The sequence below is a fragment of the Bacillus sp. AK031 genome (assembly GCF_053903065.1).
In genome coordinates, this window is sequence record NZ_CP096424.1 from 1,020,779 (window position 1) to 1,044,472 (window position 23,694).

Genomic DNA, 23,694 nt, shown 5'->3' on the forward strand with positions numbered 1-23,694 from the left:
ACTCACAAGGTGTTCAAGCCTTTTGTCAGTCCCTTTAATATGAAGATGGAGGTAATAGTATGTCTGAAGGTCAAAAAATTTCTGTTGAAAATGGTAACTTGAATGTGCCAAATAACCCAATCGTCCCATTTATCGAAGGTGACGGTACGGGTCCTGATATCTGGGCTGCAGCTTCCCGTGTCTTAGATGCAGCGGTTGAAAAAGCTTACAATGGTGAGCGCAAGCTTGTATGGAAAGAAGTCCTGGCTGGTGAGAAAGCTTACAACCAGACTGGCGAGTGGCTTCCAAGTGCAACTCTTGATGCTATCAACGAATATTTCATCGCAATCAAAGGGCCTCTAACAACTCCAATCGGCGGCGGTATCCGTTCTTTGAACGTTGCTCTTCGCCAGGAATTGGACTTGTTCACTTGCCTGCGTCCTGTACGCTACTTTGAAGGAGTTCCTTCTCCTGTAAAACGCCCTGAAGATACAGATATGGTCATCTTCCGTGAAAATACTGAAGATATCTATGCAGGTATTGAATTTGCCAAAGGTTCAGATGAAGTGAAGAAAGTCATCTCTTTCCTTCAAAACGAAATGGGCGCTAACAAAATCCGTTTCCCAGAAACATCTGGTATCGGCATCAAGCCAGTATCGGAAGAAGGTACAAAGCGTATTGTACGTGCAGCAATCAACTATGCAATCACTGAAGGCCGTAAGTCTGTAACACTTGTACATAAAGGCAACATCATGAAGTTCACTGAAGGTGCCTTCAAGAACTGGGGTTACGAAGTTGCTGAGCAAGAGTTCGGTGAAAAAGTATTCACATGGGCTGAATATGACCGCATTAAAGATGAGAAAGGCACTGACGCTGCTAACCAAGCTCAATCTGAAGCAGAAGCAGCTGGCAAAATCATCGTAAAAGATGCTATCGCAGACATCTTCTTACAACAAATCCTTACTCGTCCTGCTGAGTTCGATGTAGTAGCTACAATGAACTTGAATGGTGACTATATCTCAGATGCTCTTGCAGCACAAGTAGGCGGAATCGGAATTGCTCCTGGTGCGAACATCAACTACGATACAGGACATGCGATCTTTGAAGCTACTCACGGTACTGCACCTAAGTATGCTGGCCAAGATAAAGTAAATCCTTCTTCAGTAATCCTTTCTGGTGTACTTATGCTTGAACACCTTGGCTGGACTGAAGCTGCAACAATGATCACTAAATCAATGGAAAAAACTATCGCTTCAAAAGTTGTAACATACGACTTTGCCCGTCTTATGGATGGAGCTACAGAAGTTAAGTGTTCTGAATTCGGTACTGCATTAATCGAAAACATGTAATATGGCTCTAGTAGTTTCTGCTTGAGAATGGAAAACGGCTTGCATTAGTGCAAGCCGTTTTCATAAATCCAAACTTATTAATGGGGGAGATTCTTATGGCAATCAGACGTAAGAAAATTTCAGTTATCGGCGGGGGGTTTACAGGAGCGACAACAGCATTGATGCTTGCTCAAAAAGAACTTGGAGATATTGTGCTGGTAGATATTCCACAGATGGAAGACCCTACAAAAGGTAAAGCATTGGATATGGAAGAAGCAAGTCCTGTCCAAGGATTTGATGCCAAAATCATCGGTACATCAAACTATGAAGATACAAAGGATTCCGATATTGTCGTTATCACAGCAGGCATCGCCCGTAAGCCGGGTATGAGCCGAGATGATCTTGTTCAGACGAATCAAAAGATCATGAAGTCTGTAACACAAGAAATCGTAAAGTACTCACCAGAATCTATCATCATTGTTTTGACTAATCCGGTTGATGCTATGACTTACACAGTATACAAAGAGTCCGGGTTTCCTAAAAACCGCGTGATCGGTCAATCTGGTGTGCTGGATACAGCGCGTTTCCGTACATTTGTTGCCCAGGAATTGAACCTTTCTGTTAAAGATATTACTGGATTTGTATTAGGCGGACATGGAGATGACATGGTTCCACTTGTGCGTTACTCCTATGCCGGCGGAATTCCATTGGAAAAATTAATACCACAAGATCGTCTGGATGCCATTGTAGAGCGTACGCGCAAAGGCGGCGGTGAGATTGTTAGTCTGTTAGGAAATGGAAGCGCCTATTATGCGCCTGCAGCTTCTCTGGTTCAAATGGTAGAGGCTATCCTGAAAGACCAGCGCAGAGTAATCCCTGCCATCGCTTATCTCGAAGGCGAATACGGCTTTGAGGGAATCTACCTTGGAGTACCTACAATTCTTGGCGGGGGTGGATTGGAGCAGATCATTGAATTGGAATTGGAAGAAGACGAAAAAGCTGCACTTTCCAAGTCTGCTGATTCTGTCCGCAATGTAATGAAAGTACTAAAATAACAAGAGTAAAACCGGATTCGGCATTCGAATCCGGTTTTTTAGTACATTAGATGTGGTGGGAAGAGTAGATGTATGTCTATTGGCGTTAGGAAAAGAGGTTGAATCAAGGAGTTATTCGGACAGAAGCAGCGGAATGGTTGAGGCTAGAGTCCGAATCAGGGTGGCATTCGGACAGAACCAGCCGAAGAGCATAGGCTAGAGTCCGAATCAAGGTGGCATTCGGACAGAAGCAGCCGAAGGAAAGAGACTAGAGTCCGAATCAGGGTGGCATTCGGACAGAAATAGCCGAAGAGCAGAGGCTAGAGTCCGAATCAGGGTGGCATTCGGACAGAAGCAGCCGGAGGAAAGAGACTAGAGTCCGAATCAGGGTGGCATTCGGACAGAAGCAGCCGGAGCACAGAGGCTAGAGTCCGAATCAGGGTGACATTCGGACAGAACCAGCCGGAGGAAAGAGACTAGAGTCCGAATCAGGGTGGCATTCGGACAGAAGCAGCCGGAGCACAGAGGCTAGAGTCCGAATCAAGGTAGCATTCGGACAGAAACAGCCAAAGTACAAAGACTAGAGTCCGAATCAGACCAAAGATCCACACTCAAAAGAATCCAATAATAATGTAAATGCAGGGCTAAAAATACCCGGATCACTCTTAAAAACACTAATTTGTTTTTTTAAGAGAATTTTCCCTTTGTAAGGGTATGCTATTAATGGTAATATATAAATAGACAGAGAATAAAGATTATTTTCTTTATTCTTAATTGTAAACGGTTACAACGGAGGTGCACCAGCTATGTTATTAGGTAAAAAAAGAAAGCCAGGAAGAAAGATTGATGATATTTCAGTAGGTGAAAAGCTGACGCTTACAGAAAAGATTGAAGATAAGGACCTGCTCCTTTATCTGGGTTTAACGAATGATGCTAATCCATTATATATTCAGCACGATTATGCATCTCAGACACCATTTAAGAAACCATTGGTACCAGCTATCATGCTGACAGGAATCATTAATTCTGCTGTATCGAAATATTTGCCGGGACCAGGATCCCATATAATGAAACAGGAACTTGAATTTCCGAAGCCTGTATATCACTATGATACGGTCCAGTTTCTCTTTGAAGTGAAAAATATCGACAGCAGCAGCCACTTAGTTACAATTGATGTCATTGCAACCAATGAGCAGGAAGAGACAGTTATTAAAGGATCGATAGATGTATGTCCTCCTCATAAATTAGAGAAGATGAATGGAAATGCTTTAGAAAACTTCTAATTAAAGAGATAAAAGACTAACCGGCAGTGTTTTTGCTGGTTAGTCTTTTTTTATGGGAAGGAATAATAATGGTGAAATACAACCAGGTTGTGAAGAAAGCCATTTTTTATATTATAATGAAAGTATAACTAAATAAATTCTTGGATGATGGGGTTTTTAATAAGGGTATATGGAGGAACACTTTCATGAGCAAAAAAATTCTAATAGTAGACGACGAACATTCCATCGTCACTCTCCTAAAGTACAATCTTGAGCAAGCTGGATATTCAGTGATGACGGCAAACGATGGTGAAGAAGGAAGAGACTTGGCGCTTCAGCATATGCCAGATCTGATTGTTCTTGATTTGATGCTCCCTAAGATTGACGGAATTGAAGTGTGTAAACAAATTCGCCAGCAAAAAGTGATGATTCCCATTTTGATGTTGACGGCGAAAGACGATGAATTCGATAAAGTATTGGGTCTGGAACTTGGCGCTGATGATTACATGACAAAACCATTCAGCCCGCGGGAAGTCGTTGCGAGAGTTAAAGCCATTCTGCGAAGAAGCCAGGCGGTTATCGATGCGGCTGAGCATTTGCGGACTGAACAAAAAGATTATTTGCAAGTGGGAGAATTAAAAGTGTTTCCTGAACACTATGAAGCTTACTTCGGTGAAAGGCAGCTTGAGCTCACGCCTAAAGAGTTTGAACTCCTGATGTATTTGACAGAAAACAAAGGCAGAGTTTTAACACGTGATCAGCTTCTGAGTGCTGTCTGGAATTATGACTTTGCCGGAGATACGCGCATAGTGGATGTACATATCAGTCATCTGCGTGACAAAATTGAAGACAATACCAAAAAGCCGGCTTATATCAAAACAATACGGGGGCTGGGCTATAAATTAGAAGAGCAAAAAGGATCATGATCAAATTTCGCTCCAGACTGCTTTTTGCACTAATAATGCTGATTTTTGTTGTCCTTATCGGGCTCGGGCTGCTTCTTGGACAGATTTTTAAAAGCTATTATTTGCATTCTTTTAATAACCGAATAGAAAAAGAAGCAAAGTTGATTGTCAGTGAGGTGCTTACTTCCGGACAGCCAGATTCAATTACGAATGAACAAGTGGCTGAAATTAGCAGCCTGCTGGATATCAGGGTAACCATTACTGGTCCTGAAGGGCAAATATTGAAAGACAGCGGTCCCTTTGAAGGAAAGGATGAAGAAGAACAGAGTCAAGCCATTTCTGAGATTGCGGAAGAATGGAACAATGGCCTTGAACAAACAGAGCTGACGAAAAATGGAAGTGAAGTTATTTACTATTGGCAGCCTGTAGGCGATAGAGATGAATCTTCATCATTATTGATACTCAGTTCCCGAATTGATACTCTCGTAGCGGGCTATAAACAGATTTGGATTGTCCTGTCTGTCTCACTTGGCATGGCACTGGTTGTCATTATCCTTCTTGGCTCTAGAATTACATCACGATATACAAAGCCAATTGACTCAGCGACTCAAGTTGCAATGGAGCTTGCCAAAGGAAATTATCGAGCGAGAACCTACGAAGATAAGATGCATGAAACAAGCATGCTGAGTACATCAATAAATATTCTCGCCCGTAATCTTCAGGAAATGATTTCTTCACAGGAAATCCAGCAAAACAGGCTGACGACACTGATTGAAAACATGGGAAGCGGGTTGCTGCTGATAGACCACCGTGGTTTTGTAGTGCTCGTAAACCGTGCATTCAATGATTTTTTTTCAATCAATTCGGGACAGTTCGTAAATAAAAGGTACCATGAAGTGATTGAGTTTCCTGAAGTGAATAAATTAGTTGAAGAGATTTTTATGACCGAACAAAAGGTCAGGAAACAATTGCTTCTTCCTCTTCAAATCGAAAGGAAGCACTTTGAAGTCTATGGTGCTCCAATTATCGGCCAACATGAGGAATGGAAAGGGATTGTGCTGGTTTTTCATGATATTACCGAACTGAAGAAGCTAGAGCAGATGAGGAAAGATTTTGTCGCGAATGTTTCACATGAATTGAGAACACCTATTACTTCTATAAAGGGATTCAGCGAAACATTATTAGATGGTGCCATGAATGATAAAGAGGCCTTGACGACATTTTTGACGATTATCCTTAATGAAAGTGACAGGCTGCAATCGTTAATTACGGACTTACTGGATTTATCTAAAATGGAGAAACAAGGCTTTGAGCTTAATATTGGTAATTATGATATTGCCGGGATTTTAAAAGAAGTTGTTGCTATTCTTGAGAAGAAACCGGAAAAGAAGGATATTGATTTAATTCTTGACGTTCCTGAATCAGCTTTCGCAGAAGTTGACTCTTTCAGGCTCAAACAGGTTTTTATCAATCTAATCGGCAATGCGATGATCTATACGCCTGAGAATGGCCGCGTTTCTGTTGAATTATTCCAGACCGAAACGACTGTTGTGGTGGAGATAGAAGATAATGGCATCGGCATAGAAGAAGAGGAAATTCCGAGGATATTTGAACGATTTTACCGTGTTGATAAGGCAAGGAGCCGTGACTCTGGCGGCACAGGGCTTGGCCTTGCTATTGTAAAGCATTTGATTGAGGCCCATAAAGGGTATATCGGGGTTGAAAGCAGGGTAAATGAAGGGACCAAATTCACTGTGACTTTGTATAAAAAGTTCTTGGAAAACAGTACCGGTTTATCTAAAGAATAGAAATTTTACACAGGCTTTACAATAATTTCAACGCAGCTTAATAATAGGGTGATAATATACTTAGTGAAAACCCCTTCATCCAAGGAGCCTAGAAAAGGTGAGAACTGACCCCGTTCTCACCTTTTCGCTTTTTTGGGACAGCTACTAGGAAACGATGTTTTTTGGCTCATTCGTGTGAAACTCTGTTTCACACGTTTTTCAGCTGAAGCTGAAAAATAGCATTGCATGGAAAAGCGGTCTGCGAAAGTGAACTTTCACTGCCCGCTTTTCCATGTAATGCTAAATGAGCCAAAAATCAATACAGTCAATTGGATATATTTTTGCAATGATTTTGAAACCTATTTGTTATTTAATCGTATAGTAGGTAGCGACATAGAGAGAGGGGTATGGAAATGAGCCTGAAACAAATATATAAGGTAACGGGAATGGTTGTGGGGGCAGTTATTTTGCTGATTGTTTTATTTACATCCTGGTTCACGGTGGATGAGTCAGACCAGGCAGTCATTCTGACATTTGGGGAGGCCGGGGAACCGATAACAGAATCCGGTTTGAAATTCAAATTGCCATGGCCGGTTCAGTCGGTGGAGAAATTATCAAAAGAAACGTTCAGTCTTCAGTTTGGCTATGAAGAAAAAGATGGGAAAATTACTGAATTTCCTAAAGAGACCAAAATGATCACAGGTGACGAATATATTGTTCTGGCTGATATGGTCGTTCAGTGGAAAATTACGAATCCTGAAAAATATTTATTCAATGCAGAAGACCCTGAGGAGATTTTATATGATGCGACTTCTTCTTCTTTAAGAAGCATCATCGGAAGCACTGAAATTGATAAAGCATTGACCTCCGGGAAAGCGGAGATCGAAGCGCAGGTGAGGGATTTGCTCGTAACATTAATCGATAAATATGATATAGGTATATCGGTCTTAGGGGTGAAGCTCCAGGATGTCGAGCTCCCCAATGAAGATGTCCGAAAGGCTTTCACAGACGTAACGGATGCCAGGGAAACAATGAATACCAAAATCAATGAAGCTGAGAAGTATCAAAATCAGAGGCTGAATGAATCACAGGGTGAAAAAGATGCTATCATTTCCAGGGCAACAGGAGATAAAGCAGCCAGGATTGAGCAGGCCCGGGGAGATGTAGCTGTCTTTGACAAATTATATGCTGAATATGTAGGAAATCCCGAAATTACAGAGCAGCGACTCATTTTGGAAACACTTGAGGAAGTGTTGCCGGATGCAGAGGTATACATCATGAATGATGATGGAAACACGATGAAATACTTTCCGATTCGTCCTTTAGAAAAAGAGAAACCTGTTCAAGGTCAAGAAGGGAATGCTAATAATGAGTGATTCCAATATTACCAACTTGAATGATATGAAGAAACCTGAAATTGAATGGAGAAAGTATACGAAGCTGGGGATCTTTTTAGTTGCGATAATTGCAACATTGCTTCTCATACTTCTCAATGTATTCATTGTTAAAGAAGGAGAATACCGAGTAATACGCCAATTTGGTGAAGTAGTAAGGATAGAAGAGGAGCCGGGCCTTAGTTATAAAATTCCATTTATCCAGTCTGTCTCCACTCTTCCTAAATATCAGATGACCTATGATGTATCAGAAGCAGAGATAAATACTAAAGACAAAAAAAGAATGATGATCGACAACTATGCCGTTTGGAGAATAGAAGATCCTAAAAAAATGATTTCCAACGCCAGAAATGTCATTAATGCCGAAGCCAGAATGGAAGAATTCATTTATTCTGTTGTCCGTGCAGAACTGGGAAAATTAAAATATGTTGAGATCATCAATGATGAAAAGTCAGCAAGGGGCAGCCTGAATGACAAAATTACCGAAAGAGTCAATGAACTTCTTGAAAACGGAAACTTTGGGATCGCTGTAAAAGATATCAGAATGAAGAGAACCGACTTACCTGAAACGAATGAAAGAGCCGTTTACACAGCTATGATTTCGGAAAGGGAAAAGACAGCCCAGGAGTATTTATCCAGGGGGGATGCCCAGAAGCAGAGAATCATGGCTGATACAGACCGGGAAGTAACGGAATTGCTCGCCAAGGCAAAAGCGGATGCCAATGTTATCAGAGCCGAGGGAGAATCCGCTGCAGCAAAGATTTACAACCAGTCATTCTCCAAGGACCCTGAATTCTATCAGTTATTCAGAACTCTTGAGTCCTATAAGAAAACGGTCGATGGAGAAACTGTTATCGTACTTCCATCCAACTCTCCATACGCACAAGTGTTAAGCGGCTATACCGAGTAAAACATAAATTCTCAAGAAAGTTGGCGCTTGCCGTCACCAGTACCGTTATTTTTCCTTTCTATTCTGAACATGATAGAATGAAGGAAAGATAGCGGTTTTTTTGTCGTTTATAACGCTGATGAAATCAGCAGCCTTATAAAGGAAAAGACCTTGATCAGGGAGGTTCATTAATGAAGAAGAAGTTAGTTCTAATTGATGGTAACAGTATTGCTTATCGCGCTTTTTTTGCTTTGCCTTTATTGAACAATGATAAAGGGGTACATACGAATGCAGTCTACGGCTTCACAACAATGCTTCAAAAAATCATGACAGAAGAAAACCCCACTCATATCCTGGTCGCATTTGATGCCGGAAAGACGACCTTCAGACATAAAACCTTTGGTGACTATAAAGGCGGCAGACAGAAAACCCCGCCAGAGCTGTCTGAACAATTTCCCTATATAAGAGAACTGCTGGACGCTTACCAAATTCCGCGCTATGAACTGGAAAATTATGAAGCGGATGATATTATCGGGACCCTTTCACTTCAAGCGGAAAAAGCCGGATACGAAGTGAAGATTATTTCCGGAGATAAAGACTTGACGCAGTTAAGTTCTGAAACCACGACAGTCGGCATTACCCGAAAAGGCATCACGGATATCGAGATTTATACTCCGGAACATATCATGGAGAAATGGGAAATCACTCCTGACCGGATCATTGATATGAAAGGCTTGATGGGAGACAGTTCTGACAACATACCGGGGGTTCCGGGCGTCGGGGAGAAAACGGCAATCAAGCTGTTGAAGCAGTTTGGGACAATCGAAAAATTGCTTGAATCCATTGACGATGTCAGCGGCAAGAAACTGAAAGAAAAGCTTGAAGAGAATAAAGAACAGGCAGTCATGAGTAAGGAGCTTGCGACTATTCTTCGTGAAGCACCAATAGAAGTCACTCTTGAAGATCTTAATTATGAAGGGAGCGATGAGACAAAACTCAAAGCATTCTTTAAAGAATTGGGGTTTAACTCCCTGCTTGAAAAGATGGGAGACACAATTGAAGAGGAGCAGGATTTGCAAGATGTTTCTTATGAAATCCTGACAGAAATCAAAGAAGAACATCTCGCAGCCGACTCTTCTCTCTATGTGGAGGTAATGCAAGAAAACTATTTTAATGGAGACATTGCCGGGATCACCATGAAAAATGATTCCGGAAATTATTTCTTTACACTTGAGACCGCCTCTTCCTCCGACGAATTCAAAAGCTGGGCAAGTGATGAGACGAAGAAAAAAGCGGTCTTTGATGCTAAAAGATCGATTGTATCTTTGAGAAAGCAGGGAATAAAGCTCGTGGGAATTGAATTTGACTTGTTGATTGCCTCTTACATCCTTAATCCTGCTGAAGCAGCAGATGACTTTGCGGCCGTAGCGAAAAAGCACGGTGCATCAGCGATTGAATCCGATGAGGCCGTTTATGGAAAAGGTGCAAAACGGAAGCTCCCTGAGGAAACAAAACTCGCTGAACATTTAGCCAGAAAAGCAAATGTAGTGTATGAGTTAAGAAGCACTTGTGAAGAAGCCTTAAATGAAAATGATCAATATCAGCTTTTCACAGACCTGGAACTCCCGCTGGCCATCATCCTTGCTGATATGGAATATGCCGGTGTTGCAGTAGATGTGGAGCGACTAGAAGAAATGAAGAAAGAGCTCGCTCAAAGGCTTAATGAAATGGAAATGAAAATATATGAGCTGGCTGGTGAAGAATTCAATATCAATTCTCCGAAGCAGCTTGGTGTCATTCTTTTTGAAAAATTAGAGCTTCCGGTCATCAAGAAAACGAAGACTGGATATTCCACGTCAGCAGATGTATTGGAAAAGCTGCAATCCAAACATGAAATAATTGATCATATCCTTCACTACCGCCAACTTGGAAAGCTGCAATCAACTTATATTGAAGGGCTTCTAAAAGTTATACATCAAGATACGAACAAGGTTCATACGAGGTTCAACCAGGCCTTGACCCAGACAGGTCGTCTCAGCTCAACTGACCCGAATCTGCAGAACATTCCAATTCGCCTTGAAGAAGGAAGAAAGATCAGACAAGCTTTCGTGCCATCCGAGAAAAACTGGCTGATGTTTGCTGCCGATTATTCTCAAATTGAGCTTCGGGTTCTTGCTCATATTGCCGGTGACGAAAAATTGATCCACGCATTCAGGGAAGGAATGGATATCCATACAAAAACAGCAATGGATGTCTTCCATGTAGATGCAGATGCCGTTACCTCTAATATGAGGAGACATGCCAAGGCGGTAAACTTTGGAATTGTCTATGGTATAAGTGACTTCGGCCTTTCCCAGAGCCTCGGGATCACCCGGAAAGAAGCAGGAGAGTTTATCCAGAGGTATTTGGACAGTTATCCAGGGGTAAAAGAATATATGGATGACAGTATAAGTGAAGCGAAACAAAAAGGATTCGTGAAGACTTTACTGCAGCGCAGACGTTATATTCCTGAAATTACAAGCCGGAATTTCAATCTTCGCAGTTTTGCCGAACGGACTGCGATGAACACTCCTATCCAAGGTAGTGCGGCTGATATTATCAAAAAAGCGATGATTGATATGGCTGAAAGGCTCCAACAAGAAAATCTCCAAGCGCGCCTGTTGCTGCAGGTACACGATGAATTGATTTTTGAAGCGCCTGAAGAAGAAATTGAACGATTGAAGGTCATCGTTCCAGACGTGATGGAAAATGCAATTGAACTGGACGTCCCTTTAAAGGTTGATTATTCTTATGGTCCAACATGGTATGATGCAAAATAAGCAATATGGGTGGTGAACGGATTTGCCGGAACTTCCAGAAGTGGAAACCGTCAGAAGAACACTGGCGGAATTAGTTACAGGGAAAAAGGTCAAGGCAGTTTCTGTTTTTTGGCCGAAGATGGTTAAATTACCTGATGAAGTGGAGGAATTCAAGCTCACACTGCAGGGCGAAACAATCCAGGGAGTTGATAGAAGAGGAAAGTTTCTTATCCTCAATACGGATCATTATTCCCTGGTATCACACCTCCGGATGGAGGGAAGGTATGGCGTATTTCCAGAGGATGAACCTGTCGACAAGCATACTCATGTCATCTTTCATTTTGAAGATAGAACAGAGTTGAGATATAAAGATGTCCGCAAATTTGGGACTATGCACTTGTTTCCAAAAGGGGAAGAGTCTTTGAGTCTGCCCTTATCACAGCTGGGGCCCGAGCCGTTTTCACCGGATTTTACAGTAAGTTATTTAGCTGAGAGGCTGGGAAAAACAGATCGCGCTGTTAAAGCAGCGCTCCTCGATCAGACTCTATTAGTCGGACTGGGGAACATCTATGTGGATGAAGCACTCTTCCGGAGCGGGATCCACCCGGCCAGGAAAGCAAAATCGATAAAGAAATCCGAAATGAAAAAGCTGCACAAAGAGATAATTGATACTCTAAGTGAAGCAGTCGAACAAGGTGGCAGCACGATCCGCTCCTATGTAAATTCCCAAGGCCAAATTGGTATGTTCCAGCAAAAACTGTTCGTCTATGGCAGAAAAAATGAAGAGTGCAGAAACTGCGGCAAACCGATTGAAAAAAACGTAACTGCAGGAAGAGGAACACACTTTTGCCCTAATTGCCAGAAATAATGATGTGGAATTCAACAAAGTACAATAAAAAATGTTCTTAACAACTGATAAGCTCTTTCCATATACTATCGTAGCTTTTAGCGTATGGAGGAATAACGGAGATCCAGTAAGAGAGACCTGGTTTTCTTTACTCCTGATTCAAGGTTAGGGAGGAGCTTTACATCATGAGTGGAACACTATTATTATTGATGCTTGCATTTGCCGTAAGTCTGGATAGTTTTAGCACAGGACTGACTTATGGACTCAGAAAAATGGGAATCCCGCTTAGGTCAATTGTTATTATTTCGGTGTGTTCTGCAGGGTCGCTGCTTGCTGCTATGTCTATAGGGGGAGCAGCGGAAAATGTCCTTTCTGAAGGCATTGCAGACAAAATTGGAGGGTTCATCCTTATAGCTTTGGGAGCTTTTGTGCTTCTGCAATTTTTTCGATCGGGAAAAGAAACGGCTGCAGAGGATGAGAAAGTATTATTTAACTTTGAAATTGAATCTATTGGGCTTGTTATCAATATCTTGAAGCGCCCGACGGCTGCCGATTTTGATAAATCAGGTACCATTACGGGTGTTGAAGCGATCATGCTCGGGCTTGCTCTGTCCCTCGATGCCTTCGGTGCCGGAATAGGAGCGGCATTATTAGGTTACTCACCATTGCTGCTGGCGTTAACCGTTATGATGATGAGCATCGTGTTTTTGTCAGCAGGGTTAAAAATCGGTGAAACATGCGCCCATATGAGGTGGGTCCAAAAAGTATCGTTTTTACCCGGGGTGCTTCTGATAGTGATAGGTGTACTTCGGTTTTAATGAAGAAAGGGATGACTGATAATGAGTTCAATTATCGGGCTGACTGGCGGTATTGCCAGCGGAAAAAGCACAGTTTCCAGGCTGCTTATGAATAAAGGCTTTACTATTGTGGATGCAGACCTTGCTGCCAGGAAGGTAGTAGAACCTGGAGAACCAGCTTATGAAAAAATTATTGAAGTCTTTGGACAGAAGATCTTGAACGATGACAACACAATCAACCGTGGAGAACTGGGAGCGATCATTTTCCACAATCAAGAGCGGAGATTGCTATTAAATGAAATCGTTCATCCTGCTGTCAGATCCCAAATGCTCGCTGAAAAAGATGAAGCCTTTTTACAAGGCAAGAAGACGGTTGTCATGGATATACCTTTGCTGTTTGAAAGTAACTTAACTTGGATGGTTGAAAAAACGATTGTTGTTTATGTCGACAGGGAAACACAAATAAATAGGTTGATGGAGCGGAATTCACTTTCTGAGGAAGAGGCGCTGGCGCGTATCCAGTCACAAATGTCTTTGGAAAAAAAGAAGGATCTTGCACATGCTGTATTGGATAACCGCCGAACAATCGAACAAACGATGCTTCAGCTCGATGAACTGATTGCCAGTTGGAATTTGCAACCTTAAAAAGGAGCTGAAAAGCTTCTTTTTTTTTGCTGTGATACATAATGATGCTGTTAGTGGTACAGTGATACAGCTGAGCCCAAATCCATAGATTGTTGATTTTATTGGGCAAATGATTCGGGTAAAGTGTAGTTGAAACAATAGAATGGATCTGAATCAAAATTCTGAATAATTAATCATTTAAAATACGCAAATTAATCATTCAGTTTTTAAATAAATATGTTATACTAATGCTAGTTGAAACACACAAAAAGTATAACGTTTATATAGAGGGGAGCCAATATTATGAAGGCGAAAATTGCAATTAATGGTTTTGGACGTATAGGCAGAATGGTGTTTAGAAAGGCGATTCTGGATGACAACCTTGAAATAGTGGCAATCAATGCAAGTTACCCTGCAGAAACACTTGCCCATTTGATTAAGTATGACACAAATCACGGTACTTTTAATGCAGAAGTATCTACTGAAGAAAATGCAATCATTGTAAATGGCAAACATGTTAAATTGATAAGCAATCGTGATCCTAGAGAATTGCCTTGGAAGGATCTTGAGATTGATATTGTTATAGAAGCAACAGGAAAGTTCAACTCAAAAGAAAAAGCAAGCATGCACCTTGAAGCAGGAGCGAAGAAGGTCATTCTGACTGCACCAGGGAAAAATGAAGATGTTACGATTGTTATGGGCGTAAATGAAAGCGCTCTAAATATTGAGGAGCATGATGTAATTTCCAATGCCTCTTGTACAACAAACTGCCTGGCACCTGTAGCAAAAGTGCTGGATGAGCAGTTCGGAATTGAAAACGGCCTTATGACTACTGTCCATGCTTACACAAATGACCAGAAGAACATCGACAATCCTCATAAGGATTTGAGAAGAGCGAGAGCATGCGGGCAATCAATCATCCCTACAACGACGGGTGCTGCGAAAGCATTATCATTGGTGCTTCCTCAACTGAAAGGAAAGCTTCATGGTATGGCATTGCGTGTCCCTACACCTAACGTTTCTCTTGTCGACCTTGTTGTTGATGTGAAGAGAGATGTAACTGCAGAAGAAATCAATGAAGCTTTAATTACTGCTTCCCAAGGTTCACTGGAAGGTATCCTTCAATTCACAACAGAACCGCTTGTATCGATTGATTTCAATACAAACCCTAATTCTGCGATTATCGACGGCCTGTCCACAATGGTAATCGGTGACCGCAAAGTTAAGGTCCTTGCATGGTATGACAATGAATGGGGTTACTCTTGCCGCGTTGTTGATTTAACAAAGTATGTTGCGCAGAAAATGAAATCAAGCGTGAATGTATAATAGGAGAGTTCTGAACCGGGTTAATACCCGGTTCTTTTTTTGCTTTTCGGGTTATGATCGTCCCGTTTCATCCCCTGAAAATGCGTAAATATCCGATAAACAGGAAAATGAAATTCTGAAGCATTAAACGGGGAATAGTTTTATGAAAGCAATAACATATGTGTCCTCATGAGGGAAGCAGGTGCATAGAAACCGTTTGAGATAGCACTCTGCAGACACTTTGTTTATAAAAAAACTTTTGCAGAAAAATATTTGTTTTTTTTATTGCAAAACTGAAATAAACAAAGTATACTAACTTTCGTGAACTTCTTGAAAGCAAATGTAAATATTGCTAACTACTTAAAGGGTTAGGACCTCTTCGGACTAACTTTCCCCCGTGGTAGTTATAATCTTGCCAATGGAAATGTTCATTTTGACGAAAAAAATTATGTCAAAGGGGGAACAACAAATGGAAACAATGGGTAGACATGTAATCTCTGAATTATGGGGTTGCGATTTTGACAAGCTAAATGACGTAAATGGAATTGAAAGAACATTTGTAGATGCTGCACTAAGATCAGGTGCTGAAGTTCGTGAGGTAGCATTTCACAAATTTGCTCCTCAAGGTGTAAGTGGAGTGGTAATCATTTCGGAGTCTCACTTAACGATTCACAGCTTCCCTGAGCATGGTTATGCAAGTATTGATGTATATACATGCGGTGATCTTGATCCGAACATCGCTGCTGATTATATAGCTGAAGCACTGAATGCACAAACACGCGAAAACATTGAATTGCCGCGTGGAATGGGTCCTGTACAAGTTAAACAATCAAAAGTGAATGCACTATAAAAAGATAAGGAGCCTGCTGATCTATCAGCATGGCTCTTTTTTGCGTCTAAAATTTTCCATGACATCACGATCCAGCGAATCGGGGCAGTTCAGCTACTTTTGAAAGAGGAATGCTTTTTTTAAGTGACAAAAAAAGGTACAATAAAGATAAGTAGTAAAGATTACGGGAAAATATCCTGGATTATGAACCAGATCGTGAGGGAAGAAGCTTGGGAGTATTTTCATCGATATTATCAATATTTAAATCTGATATAGAAACGTCCGATAAGAATCCGGATGCCGGATTGCGTACACACTATTATAAATCCAGCTACGACAAGGTTTATAAAGCGATTCTGGATCTATATAACACCAGCGAATACAATATTCTTGCCGAATCAAGGGAGCGCGGAGAAATAACAGTGGAGAAAAACGGGTTTCCAGGCTATTTCATCGTGGTAACCGCCATTAATGTTCAGGCATTTGAAACGGCTGTAGACTTTAAAGTCAGTTCTGAGAAAAAAGTACCTGGTTCCTATCCAAAGATGAAGCAGGAAATTGCTTCTTATTATAAAGTGCTGGACAGCAGTCTTATCCGGGCATGAATGTCAACGTAATCATGTGATAAGACAACTTGTAATTATTATCTAGACTGTTTTCTAAGAGGTTGTGGTTTTTAGCCTATTATCTCCAGTTTTAATTTGAAATTTGTTCGTCTGGAGCTAAATCACTATATATTTACGAAAACAGCCATTATTTAAGTAGAACAATCGGAGCTGATATTATGAAATGTCCGTCGTGTAAATATAATGGAACCCGAGTGGTTGATTCCAGGCCTGTTGATGAAGGGCGCTCTATCAGGAGAAGAAGGGAATGTGAGATGTGTTCCTATCGTTTCACCACATTTGAGAAAGTGGAAGAACTGCCTCTTATCGTTGTGAAAAAAGAAGGAACACGAGAGGAATTCAGCCGCGAAAAAATGTTGAGGGGCCTCATAAAAGCTTGTGAAAAGCGTCCTGTCTCCCTTGATACTCTGAACAGTATTACTGGAGATATAGAGAAAGAGCTTAGAAGCGAAGGGTCTTCGGAAGTGAATTCGGAAAAAATCGGCGAGCTGGTGATGGACAGGCTGGCTAGTGTTGATGAAGTAGCCTATGTAAGATTTGCATCGGTTTATCGCCAATTCAAAGACATTAATGTTTTTATAGATGAATTAAAAGACTTAATAAAGAAAGACTGATTGTGATGTTGAGCTGAGGGGCGAAATCTTGGCTCTTTTTCTCTTTTTGACCTGCCGGCAGATCCAGGCAGTGAAAAAATGCTACAGTGATTGTTTTGGAAAGGTAAGGGAGATAAGATGAAGAACCATTGGAATAAGATCCAGCCAGTCGACAGGTACACAGTTTGCTTAAACGGAGTCATTCAAGAGTATGAGCGGAAAACCGTCACCTTTCTGTATCAACCGTTAATAGGGCCGGTTTGCTGCAGTCTTTATATGACATTGTTGAATGAAGTGGAAGAAAACAGGCTGAATTCAGGTCAATCAACCCATTATCACTTGATGAATTTTCTCTCCTCAAATTTGCCTGATGTTTATGAAGCGCGTCTCAAATTAGAGGGGATAGGTTTATTGAAATGCTTCGTTAAAGATGATGAAGATCCGCGTGAATTCATTTACGAACTTCAGCCGCCTTTATCTCCGCAGCAATTCTTTTCTGATGGGATGCTGAATGTATACCTTTTCAGAAAAATTGGAAAGACCCATTTTAACCGCCTTAAGAATTTCTTTTGTGATGAGAAAAAGGATTTATCACAATATCAGGAAGTTACAAGGTCATTTCAAGACATTTATACATCAAGCCAGAGTATCAACCTGCTTGATGAGGAAGCGGAGAATGAAAGCTCTCTTCCGCCAGACAAAAAATTTACAGATCCACAAAGTTCTCCGGGGGTTCCAGTAGATACAATCGACTTCGATTTTGATCTGCTCCTTTCGGGACTGTCACAAAATATGGTTCCGCGGCGAGCCTTTACCCCTAATGTGAAAGAGACGGTTGCGAAGCTTAGCTGCTTATACAGCATTGATCCCTTGCAAATGAAAAATGTGGTGTTGAGTGCCTTGACAGAGCAAGATGAAATCAATATTGAAGAGCTGCGAAAAGCTGCCCGTGACTGGTATCAGCTCCATAACGGAGGGGATCCTTTGCCGGATCTGCAGCCAAAAATCCAAAAGCGGGCTGCCCCGCCGAAAGCAAAACCTGCTTCAAAAGAGGAAGAGCTGATCGAATATCTTGAAACCACTTCCCCTAAACAAGTGCTCAAAGATATCTCCGGCGGGATTGAACCTGCTAAAAGCGACTTACAAGCCATCGAAGAAGTGATGATTTCAAAGAAGTTGTCTGCAGGAGTCGCCAATGTGCTGCTTCAATATGTTCTACTGAAAACCGATATGAAACTGACGAAGGGCTATATGGAGAAAATCGCTTCCCACTGGGTAAGGAAGAAGGTTTCATCAGCTCAAGAAGCCATGGAGCTTGCCAAAAATGAACATAGACAATATTTAACATGGGCAGAAGGAAAGAAAGATCCTAAAAAGAGTTATAAAAAACCTGTCCGAACTGAAAAGCTGCCAGACTGGTTTGATGAAAAACCAGCAGCCAAGACAGCAGGTGAGCAAGTACAAACGGATAGCAATGACGACTTTGAAGAACAAAAACGGAAGCTTGAAGAAAAGCTGAAGAAATACCGAAAGTAGGTGGAACAGAATGGAACCCATCAATAACACCCTGAAGAAGCTTGCGGCATCTCAAAGTTTTAAAGAAAGGTACCAGAGAATGCGGCAGGAAATCATTCAAGATGATTATGTAAAACACTTTATTGAAAAGAATCAAGGTAAAGTCACAAAGACAATGATCGATAACAGCTTGATGAAGCTGTATGAGTATATTACACAAAGTAAACAGTGTGTGGACTGTCCCAGCCTTGCCGGGTGCAAAAACTTAATGAAAGGCTATGACCCCCACCTGATCATTCGGGGGGACTTAATTGATATTGAATATCATGTCTGTCCACGCAAAGAAATGGACGATGAAAAAAGAAAATCTGAAAAGCTGATCAAAAGCATTTATGTTCCCCAGGATATTCTCCAAGCCTCTTTCTCAACGATTGACCTGGATTCACCAAGCAGACTGGAAGCTGTGGATCTTGCCAATGAATTCGTCGAAGCTTATGAGTCGGGTAGAAAGAGCAAAGGCCTGTATTTTCACGGGAAATTTGGTGTAGGCAAATCTTATCTTCTTGGCGCAATTGCCAATCAGCTTGCAGAGAAAAAAGTATCGTCCCTGCTTGTATACATGCCGGAGTTCGTCAGGGAAATGAAGCAATCCCTCAATGACCATTCGATGGATGAAAAATTGGATGCAGTGAAAAAAGCTCCTGTCTTGATGCTTGATGATATTGGAGCAGAGACAATGTCCAGCTGGGTACGCGATGAAATCCTCGGGACAATCCTCCAGTTCAGGATGCTTGAGAACCTGCCGACCTTCTTTACTTCCAACTTTGATTATGACGGGTTAAAACACCACCTTACCTATTCTCAGCGCGGTGAGGAAGAAAAATTGAAAGCGGCCAGGATTATGGAAAGAATCAAGTATCTGACAAGGCCGGTGTTCCTTGACGGTGCTAACCGGAGAGAATAATAAGGGTTTATGAAGCAGGGGGATTTATTTTTCTCTGCTTTTTATTTATGGTCCTGAAAACCCTGGCTATGCCGGGGGGCGGGACCAGAGAGCTTTTAGCGTGGTATAAAAAATTCCCCCTTCATGATAGGTAAACAGGTTTCTCTATCACTTCATTGTATGCCGTGTGAAGGCCATGAATAATGCTCTCTAAAATAAGGGGAAATTTTCCCGTTAAGCTGTGGAATAGCATTCGATTTAGGGTATATAAGAGGAATTTTTCCCCTTAAGCACAGCGAAATGAACCACTTTCGCATCTTTTTAAGAGAATAAGGGGAATTTTTCCGCTTATCTTAGCTGTTTTTCGAGTTTTTCCTTAAATAAGAGGAATTTATTCCCTTATTTTCAAAAGTTTTCAAAGGGGATAAATTGCTGGAGTAAATCATTCAGTGGGCCTTTTAGGCCGAGCCCGGTAAGAGAGGCTTCATGCCGCAGAGAAAACCACCATTCCACACTGGTGGTTTTGAATTAAGCTTGCTTCAGGTGTAGGTCTTTAACGGGGTATTTATTTTGCCAAGCAACAACCAATACAAAACAGCCTGCTGATAAATACACTTCATTTTTGGACGCATAATACAATGACCCTTGACTTCCTAAGGAAGTTCGTTCTAATTTGTCCATGCCCCCCATATATATAAAGCAGGGATTTGGCTTTAAAGGGGGGAGCGGATTTGTTTGAAATCATTTTCAAACAAAATGGAGATGCAAAGAATCTCCAAAAGTTCTTAGAAAAAGAATCGTGTGATACCTTGCTCCACGAAACTCTTTTTCAAAATCAAATGCATTATATTGTTTCGCTGAATAAGCGGGGAAATAAAACGAACATCTTAGATGGACTGTTCCAGTTCATTATGAAAATAAAACGGTTAGATTGGGCCGCATTTATTTTATCAGAGTACTACCTTTACAAGGATCCTCATGAACAGGAACAAATATTGACGATCATCAGTGAAATGCTTTTAGGGGAAAGAGAAGAATTGACCAGCCTGATTCAGGAATGGAATGAGACCGGTTACTTGAAGGACAACCTGGAAACGTTACTGGATAGTGAGGAGCCCGTTCATTTTGATTCATTTGTGAAATTCAGGTTAAAAGCTTTATTTGAAAGAATGATAATGTATGTTGAAAAGGCCATTGATGAATACAAGCTGGAGCAGGATTACCAAATGTTTGTGCAGATGCTGAGGGATTATCTTGCAAGTAAAAACAATCAGCAGGAAACCATACACCTTTACTTTTCCAGCTGTGACTTGCTGTTCTTCAATGCTGAATTGAAAGAGATGAAACGAAATGAGTTGTTCAGTGTGGTCGACAAAAGGCTTCTGACAAACCACCCGATTTACGTGGATTCCTATACGATTGCACCTCTGCTGTCCATGGCCCCAAAGTTGATTAACGTCTATTGCATGGAACCGGAATTGAAACTGATACGCACCATTCAGAATATTTTTGAAGAACGTGTCAGGATTTTACCGTTATCCGCTTTTCCAGGCACTGTACATCCCGCCATACGGGATGCAGCAAACGAATAGGAGAAATTACACCAACACGCTTGATTTTCCTCATTTAACCGACTATAATAACCTACATATTAACTTCATAAAGCAAGGTTATGATGAGGACACAAGTATTCACATACGGTTTACAGAGAGGGAAGCACAGGCTGAAACTTCCTAACACGATTGAATCACTTACCGCCTCTGAACTTCAACTATGAACACGAATGAGCGAAATCGACGCAGAAATTCGCCTTCCTTTACTCCCCTGACGAACAAGAAGCAAGAAGTTCAAGGAGATGAAGGAGAGAGGACCGGAGCGTATCCTAATACGTGAGGATCCGAATGAGCGAAATCGACGCAGAAATTCGCCGCCCTTACTCCCCTGACGAACGAGAAGCAAGAAGTTCAAGGAGATGAGGGAGGGAGGACCGGAGCGTATCCTAATATACGTGAGGATCCGAGCGAGCGAAATCGACGCAGAAATTCGCCGCTTATCGTTCGTCAGTATTGGTTGACGGCAGCAGCCGTTATATGATCCGGAGACATTTAGTCCAGAACTTTTCCAGGACAAATGTGAAGTTGGGTGGAACCACGAGATAATAACGACAAAACCTCGTCCCTTCATTATGAAGGGATGGGGTTTTTTATGTTTCAAAAGGTTTTTTCAAAAACCCCCAATCACACAAATTATTGAAATTAAGGAGGAACATCACTATGTCAGAGTCATTAAAAATTACATTTCCTGATGGAGCAATAAAGGAGTTTCCTCAAGGAACTACAACTGAAGAGATTGCTTCTTCCATCAGTTCTGGTTTAAAGAAGAAAGCATTGGCAGGAAAAGTTAATGGAAACTTGATCGATCTAAGAACACCAATTAAAGAGGATGGACCGATAGAAATCGTTACAGCTGATCATGATGATGCTCTTGAAGTGCTGCGTCACAGTACTGCACACTTGATGGCACAGGCAGTGAAAAGATTGTATCCTGATGCCAAACTTGCCATTGGCCCTGTAATTGAAGGCGGTTTCTACTATGATATCGACTCGGAGCACAGCATCACATCCGAGGATCTGCCAAAAATTGAAAAAGAGATGAAAAAAATCTCTGAATCAAACATTGAAGTTGTGAGAAAAGATGTCAGCCGCGATGAAGCACAGAAAATGTACGAAGAAATCGGGGATGAATATAAGCTTGAACTTCTGGAGGCAATCCCTGAAGGCGAACAGGTTTCCATCTATGAGCAAGGTGACTTTTTTGACCTATGCCGTGGAATCCATGTTCCTTCTACTGGAAAAATCAAAGAGTTCAAACTTTTGAGTGTTGCCGGCGCATACTGGCGTGGAAACAGCGACAACAAAATGCTTCAGCGCATCTATGGTACAGCATTCTTCAAGAAAGAAGATCTCAAAGAACATTTACGTCTTCTTGAAGAAGCGAAAGAGCGTGATCACCGCAAGATCGGTAAAGAACTGAACTTGTTCATGAACTCACAAAAAGTGGGACAAGGCCTTCCAATGTGGCTGCCAAAAGGTGCAACAATCCGCCGCATCATCGAGCGTTACATCGTCGATAAAGAAGAGAAACTTGGTTACGACCATGTGTACACTCCGGTAATGGGAAGTGTCGATCTTTATAAAACAAGCGGCCACTGGGATCACTATCAGGAAAACATGTTCCCTGTCATGGATATGGATAATGAGCAGCTGGTTCTTCGCCCAATGAACTGCCCTCATCATATGATGATTTATAAAAACAGCATCCACAGCTACCGTGAACTGCCGATTCGCATCGCGGAACTTGGAACAATGCACCGCTATGAAATGTCAGGAGCTCTATCCGGCCTTCAGCGTGTAAGGGGAATGACACTGAATGATGCTCACTTATTCGTTCGCCCTGATCAAATCAAAGAAGAGTTCAAGCGGGTTGTCCGCCTGGTTCTTGAAGTATACAAAGATTTCGATCTCAACGATTACTCATTCCGCCTTTCCTACCGTGATCCTCAAGATACAGAAAAGTATTTTGATGATGATGAAATGTGGAACAAGGCGCAGCAAATGCTTAAAGAAGCGATGGACGAAATGGAAATCGATTATTTTGAAGCGGAAGGCGAAGCCGCATTCTATGGTCCTAAGCTGGATGTACAGGTTAAAACAGCTTTAGGAAAAGAAGAGACACTTTCAACTGTTCAGCTGGACTTCTTGCTTCCTGAGCGTTTTGATTTAACGTATATCGGTGAAGATGGCAAGCATCATCGCCCGGTCGTTATCCACCGTGGTGTCGTTTCAACAATGGAACGATTCGTTGCATTCTTGATTGAAGAGTACAAGGGGGCATTCCCGACTTGGCTGGCACCAGTACAGGTTCAGGTCATCCCTGTTTCTCCTGATGTGCATTTCGATTATGCCAAAAAAGTACAAGAAGACCTGCAAGCAAAAGGACTGCGAGTAGAACTTGACAGCCGTGATGAAAAAATCGGATATAAGATCCGTGAAGCCCAAATGAGCAAAATCCCATATATGCTGGTTGTCGGTGATAACGAAATCAATGAAGAAGCCGTCAATGTAAGGAAATATGGGGAGCAGAACTCTGAAACTGTTCCGCTTTCTGACTTTATCAAGAAAGTAACGGATGAAGTGAATAGATAATACAAACGAAGAGGCCGCCCTTTAACCAAGGGCG

Annotated in this window: 19 protein-coding genes; all 19 read left to right on the forward strand. The window is 41.7% G+C overall.

The annotated features are described in order from the left end of the window. Positions 1-59 precede the first annotated feature (59 nt). The 19 genes from icd to thrS all read left to right on the forward strand — a co-directional run bounded on the left by icd (position 60) and on the right by thrS (position 23,660). Positions 60-1,328 carry an NADP-dependent isocitrate dehydrogenase gene (icd, locus tag M1E09_RS05100; RefSeq protein ID WP_456273779.1) on the forward strand — a complete coding sequence of 423 codons (1,269 nt, stop codon included), beginning with the start codon at positions 60-62 and terminating at the stop codon, positions 1,326-1,328. A 95-nt stretch (positions 1,329-1,423) separates the two neighbouring features. Then, positions 1,424-2,362: a malate dehydrogenase gene (mdh, locus tag M1E09_RS05105; protein ID WP_456273780.1), complete on the forward strand. Its 939-nt coding sequence runs from the start codon at positions 1,424-1,426 to the stop codon at positions 2,360-2,362. 785 nt (positions 2,363-3,147) lie between these two features. Then, positions 3,148-3,624, forward strand: coding sequence for a MaoC/PaaZ C-terminal domain-containing protein (locus M1E09_RS05110; protein ID WP_456273781.1), 477 nt, complete (start codon positions 3,148-3,150; stop codon positions 3,622-3,624). Positions 3,625-3,809: 185 nt separating this feature from the next. After that, positions 3,810-4,529, forward strand: a complete 720-nt coding sequence (locus M1E09_RS05115) for a response regulator transcription factor (RefSeq protein ID WP_456273782.1) — start codon at positions 3,810-3,812, stop codon at positions 4,527-4,529. Next, the gene (gene pnpS, locus M1E09_RS05120; RefSeq protein ID WP_456273783.1) at positions 4,526-6,316 is read left to right on the forward strand and encodes a two-component system histidine kinase PnpS; all 1,791 of its coding nucleotides are present in this window, start codon (positions 4,526-4,528) and stop codon (positions 6,314-6,316) included. Before M1E09_RS05115 ends, pnpS begins: the two co-directional genes overlap by 4 nt. A 392-nt stretch (positions 6,317-6,708) precedes the next feature. Next, positions 6,709-7,671 carry an FtsH protease activity modulator HflK gene (gene hflK, locus M1E09_RS05125; protein WP_456273784.1) on the forward strand — a complete coding sequence of 321 codons (963 nt, stop codon included), beginning with the start codon at positions 6,709-6,711 and terminating at the stop codon, positions 7,669-7,671. Beyond that, entirely contained in the window at positions 7,664-8,599 is a 936-nt protein-coding gene (gene hflC / locus M1E09_RS05130; protein ID WP_456273785.1) for a protease modulator HflC, read from the forward strand. The genes hflK and hflC overlap by 8 nt, the downstream gene beginning before the upstream one ends. A 170-nt stretch (positions 8,600-8,769) precedes the next feature. Next, a complete protein-coding gene (gene polA / locus M1E09_RS05135) occupies positions 8,770-11,397 on the forward strand; it encodes a DNA polymerase I (RefSeq protein WP_456273786.1) in 2,628 nt (875 codons plus the stop codon). Between the two features lie 22 nt (positions 11,398-11,419). Further along, positions 11,420-12,244 (forward strand): DNA-formamidopyrimidine glycosylase, encoded by an 825-nt coding sequence (gene mutM / locus M1E09_RS05140; protein WP_456273787.1) that lies wholly within the window; start codon positions 11,420-11,422, stop codon positions 12,242-12,244. A 164-nt stretch (positions 12,245-12,408) separates the two neighbouring features. After that, positions 12,409-13,041, forward strand: coding sequence for a sporulation membrane protein YtaF (gene ytaF / locus M1E09_RS05145; protein ID WP_456273788.1), 633 nt, complete (start codon positions 12,409-12,411; stop codon positions 13,039-13,041). A 21-nt stretch (positions 13,042-13,062) separates the two neighbouring features. Next, positions 13,063-13,665, forward strand: coding sequence for a dephospho-CoA kinase (gene coaE, locus M1E09_RS05150; protein WP_456273789.1), 603 nt, complete (start codon positions 13,063-13,065; stop codon positions 13,663-13,665). A 282-nt stretch (positions 13,666-13,947) separates the two neighbouring features. Then, positions 13,948-14,970, forward strand: a complete 1,023-nt coding sequence (locus M1E09_RS05155; protein WP_456273790.1) for a glyceraldehyde-3-phosphate dehydrogenase — start codon at positions 13,948-13,950, stop codon at positions 14,968-14,970. Positions 14,971-15,418: 448 nt separating this feature from the next. Next, positions 15,419-15,799 (forward strand): adenosylmethionine decarboxylase, encoded by a 381-nt coding sequence (speD, locus tag M1E09_RS05160; protein WP_456273791.1) that lies wholly within the window; start codon positions 15,419-15,421, stop codon positions 15,797-15,799. Between the two features lie 209 nt (positions 15,800-16,008). Further along, the gene (locus M1E09_RS05165) at positions 16,009-16,383 is read left to right on the forward strand and encodes a cytosolic protein (protein ID WP_456273792.1); all 375 of its coding nucleotides are present in this window, start codon (positions 16,009-16,011) and stop codon (positions 16,381-16,383) included. 179 nt (positions 16,384-16,562) lie between these two features. After that, positions 16,563-17,018 carry a transcriptional regulator NrdR gene (nrdR, locus tag M1E09_RS05170; RefSeq protein ID WP_456273793.1) on the forward strand — a complete coding sequence of 152 codons (456 nt, stop codon included), beginning with the start codon at positions 16,563-16,565 and terminating at the stop codon, positions 17,016-17,018. 117 nt (positions 17,019-17,135) lie between these two features. After that, a complete protein-coding gene (locus M1E09_RS05175) occupies positions 17,136-18,533 on the forward strand; it encodes a replication initiation and membrane attachment family protein (protein ID WP_456273794.1) in 1,398 nt (465 codons plus the stop codon). A gap of 10 nt (positions 18,534-18,543) precedes the next feature. Next, positions 18,544-19,476 (forward strand): primosomal protein DnaI, encoded by a 933-nt coding sequence (gene dnaI, locus M1E09_RS05180; RefSeq protein ID WP_456273795.1) that lies wholly within the window; start codon positions 18,544-18,546, stop codon positions 19,474-19,476. A gap of 710 nt (positions 19,477-20,186) precedes the next feature. Then, entirely contained in the window at positions 20,187-21,047 is an 861-nt protein-coding gene (ytxC, locus tag M1E09_RS05185) for a sporulation protein YtxC (protein ID WP_456273796.1), read from the forward strand. A gap of 681 nt (positions 21,048-21,728) precedes the next feature. After that, positions 21,729-23,660 (forward strand): threonine--tRNA ligase, encoded by a 1,932-nt coding sequence (gene thrS, locus M1E09_RS05190; protein ID WP_456273797.1) that lies wholly within the window; start codon positions 21,729-21,731, stop codon positions 23,658-23,660. Positions 23,661-23,694: the final 34 nt, after the last annotated feature.

Excerpts from the sequence above, each read along its gene's own strand:
- icd (WP_456273779.1), top strand. The coding sequence starts at position 60 with ATGTCTGAAGGTCAAAAAATTTCTGTTGAAAATGGTAACTTGAATGTG.
- hflK (WP_456273784.1), top strand. The coding sequence starts at position 6,709 with ATGAGCCTGAAACAAATATATAAGGTAACGGGAATGGTTGTGGGGGCA.
- polA (WP_456273786.1), top strand. The coding sequence starts at position 8,770 with ATGAAGAAGAAGTTAGTTCTAATTGATGGTAACAGTATTGCTTATCGC.
- M1E09_RS05155 (WP_456273790.1), top strand. The coding sequence starts at position 13,948 with ATGAAGGCGAAAATTGCAATTAATGGTTTTGGACGTATAGGCAGAATG.
- pnpS (WP_456273783.1), top strand. The coding sequence starts at position 4,526 with ATGATCAAATTTCGCTCCAGACTGCTTTTTGCACTAATAATGCTGATT.
- mdh (WP_456273780.1), top strand. The coding sequence starts at position 1,424 with ATGGCAATCAGACGTAAGAAAATTTCAGTTATCGGCGGGGGGTTTACA.
- speD (WP_456273791.1), top strand. The coding sequence starts at position 15,419 with ATGGAAACAATGGGTAGACATGTAATCTCTGAATTATGGGGTTGCGAT.
- coaE (WP_456273789.1), top strand. The coding sequence starts at position 13,063 with ATGAGTTCAATTATCGGGCTGACTGGCGGTATTGCCAGCGGAAAAAGC.
- ytaF (WP_456273788.1), top strand. The coding sequence starts at position 12,409 with ATGAGTGGAACACTATTATTATTGATGCTTGCATTTGCCGTAAGTCTG.
- M1E09_RS05175 (WP_456273794.1), top strand. The coding sequence starts at position 17,136 with ATGAAGAACCATTGGAATAAGATCCAGCCAGTCGACAGGTACACAGTT.
- dnaI (WP_456273795.1), top strand. The coding sequence starts at position 18,544 with ATGGAACCCATCAATAACACCCTGAAGAAGCTTGCGGCATCTCAAAGT.
- hflC (WP_456273785.1), top strand. The coding sequence starts at position 7,664 with ATGAGTGATTCCAATATTACCAACTTGAATGATATGAAGAAACCTGAA.
- M1E09_RS05110 (WP_456273781.1), top strand. The coding sequence starts at position 3,148 with ATGTTATTAGGTAAAAAAAGAAAGCCAGGAAGAAAGATTGATGATATT.
- thrS (WP_456273797.1), top strand. The coding sequence starts at position 21,729 with ATGTCAGAGTCATTAAAAATTACATTTCCTGATGGAGCAATAAAGGAG.
- nrdR (WP_456273793.1), top strand. The coding sequence starts at position 16,563 with ATGAAATGTCCGTCGTGTAAATATAATGGAACCCGAGTGGTTGATTCC.
- M1E09_RS05115 (WP_456273782.1), top strand. The coding sequence starts at position 3,810 with ATGAGCAAAAAAATTCTAATAGTAGACGACGAACATTCCATCGTCACT.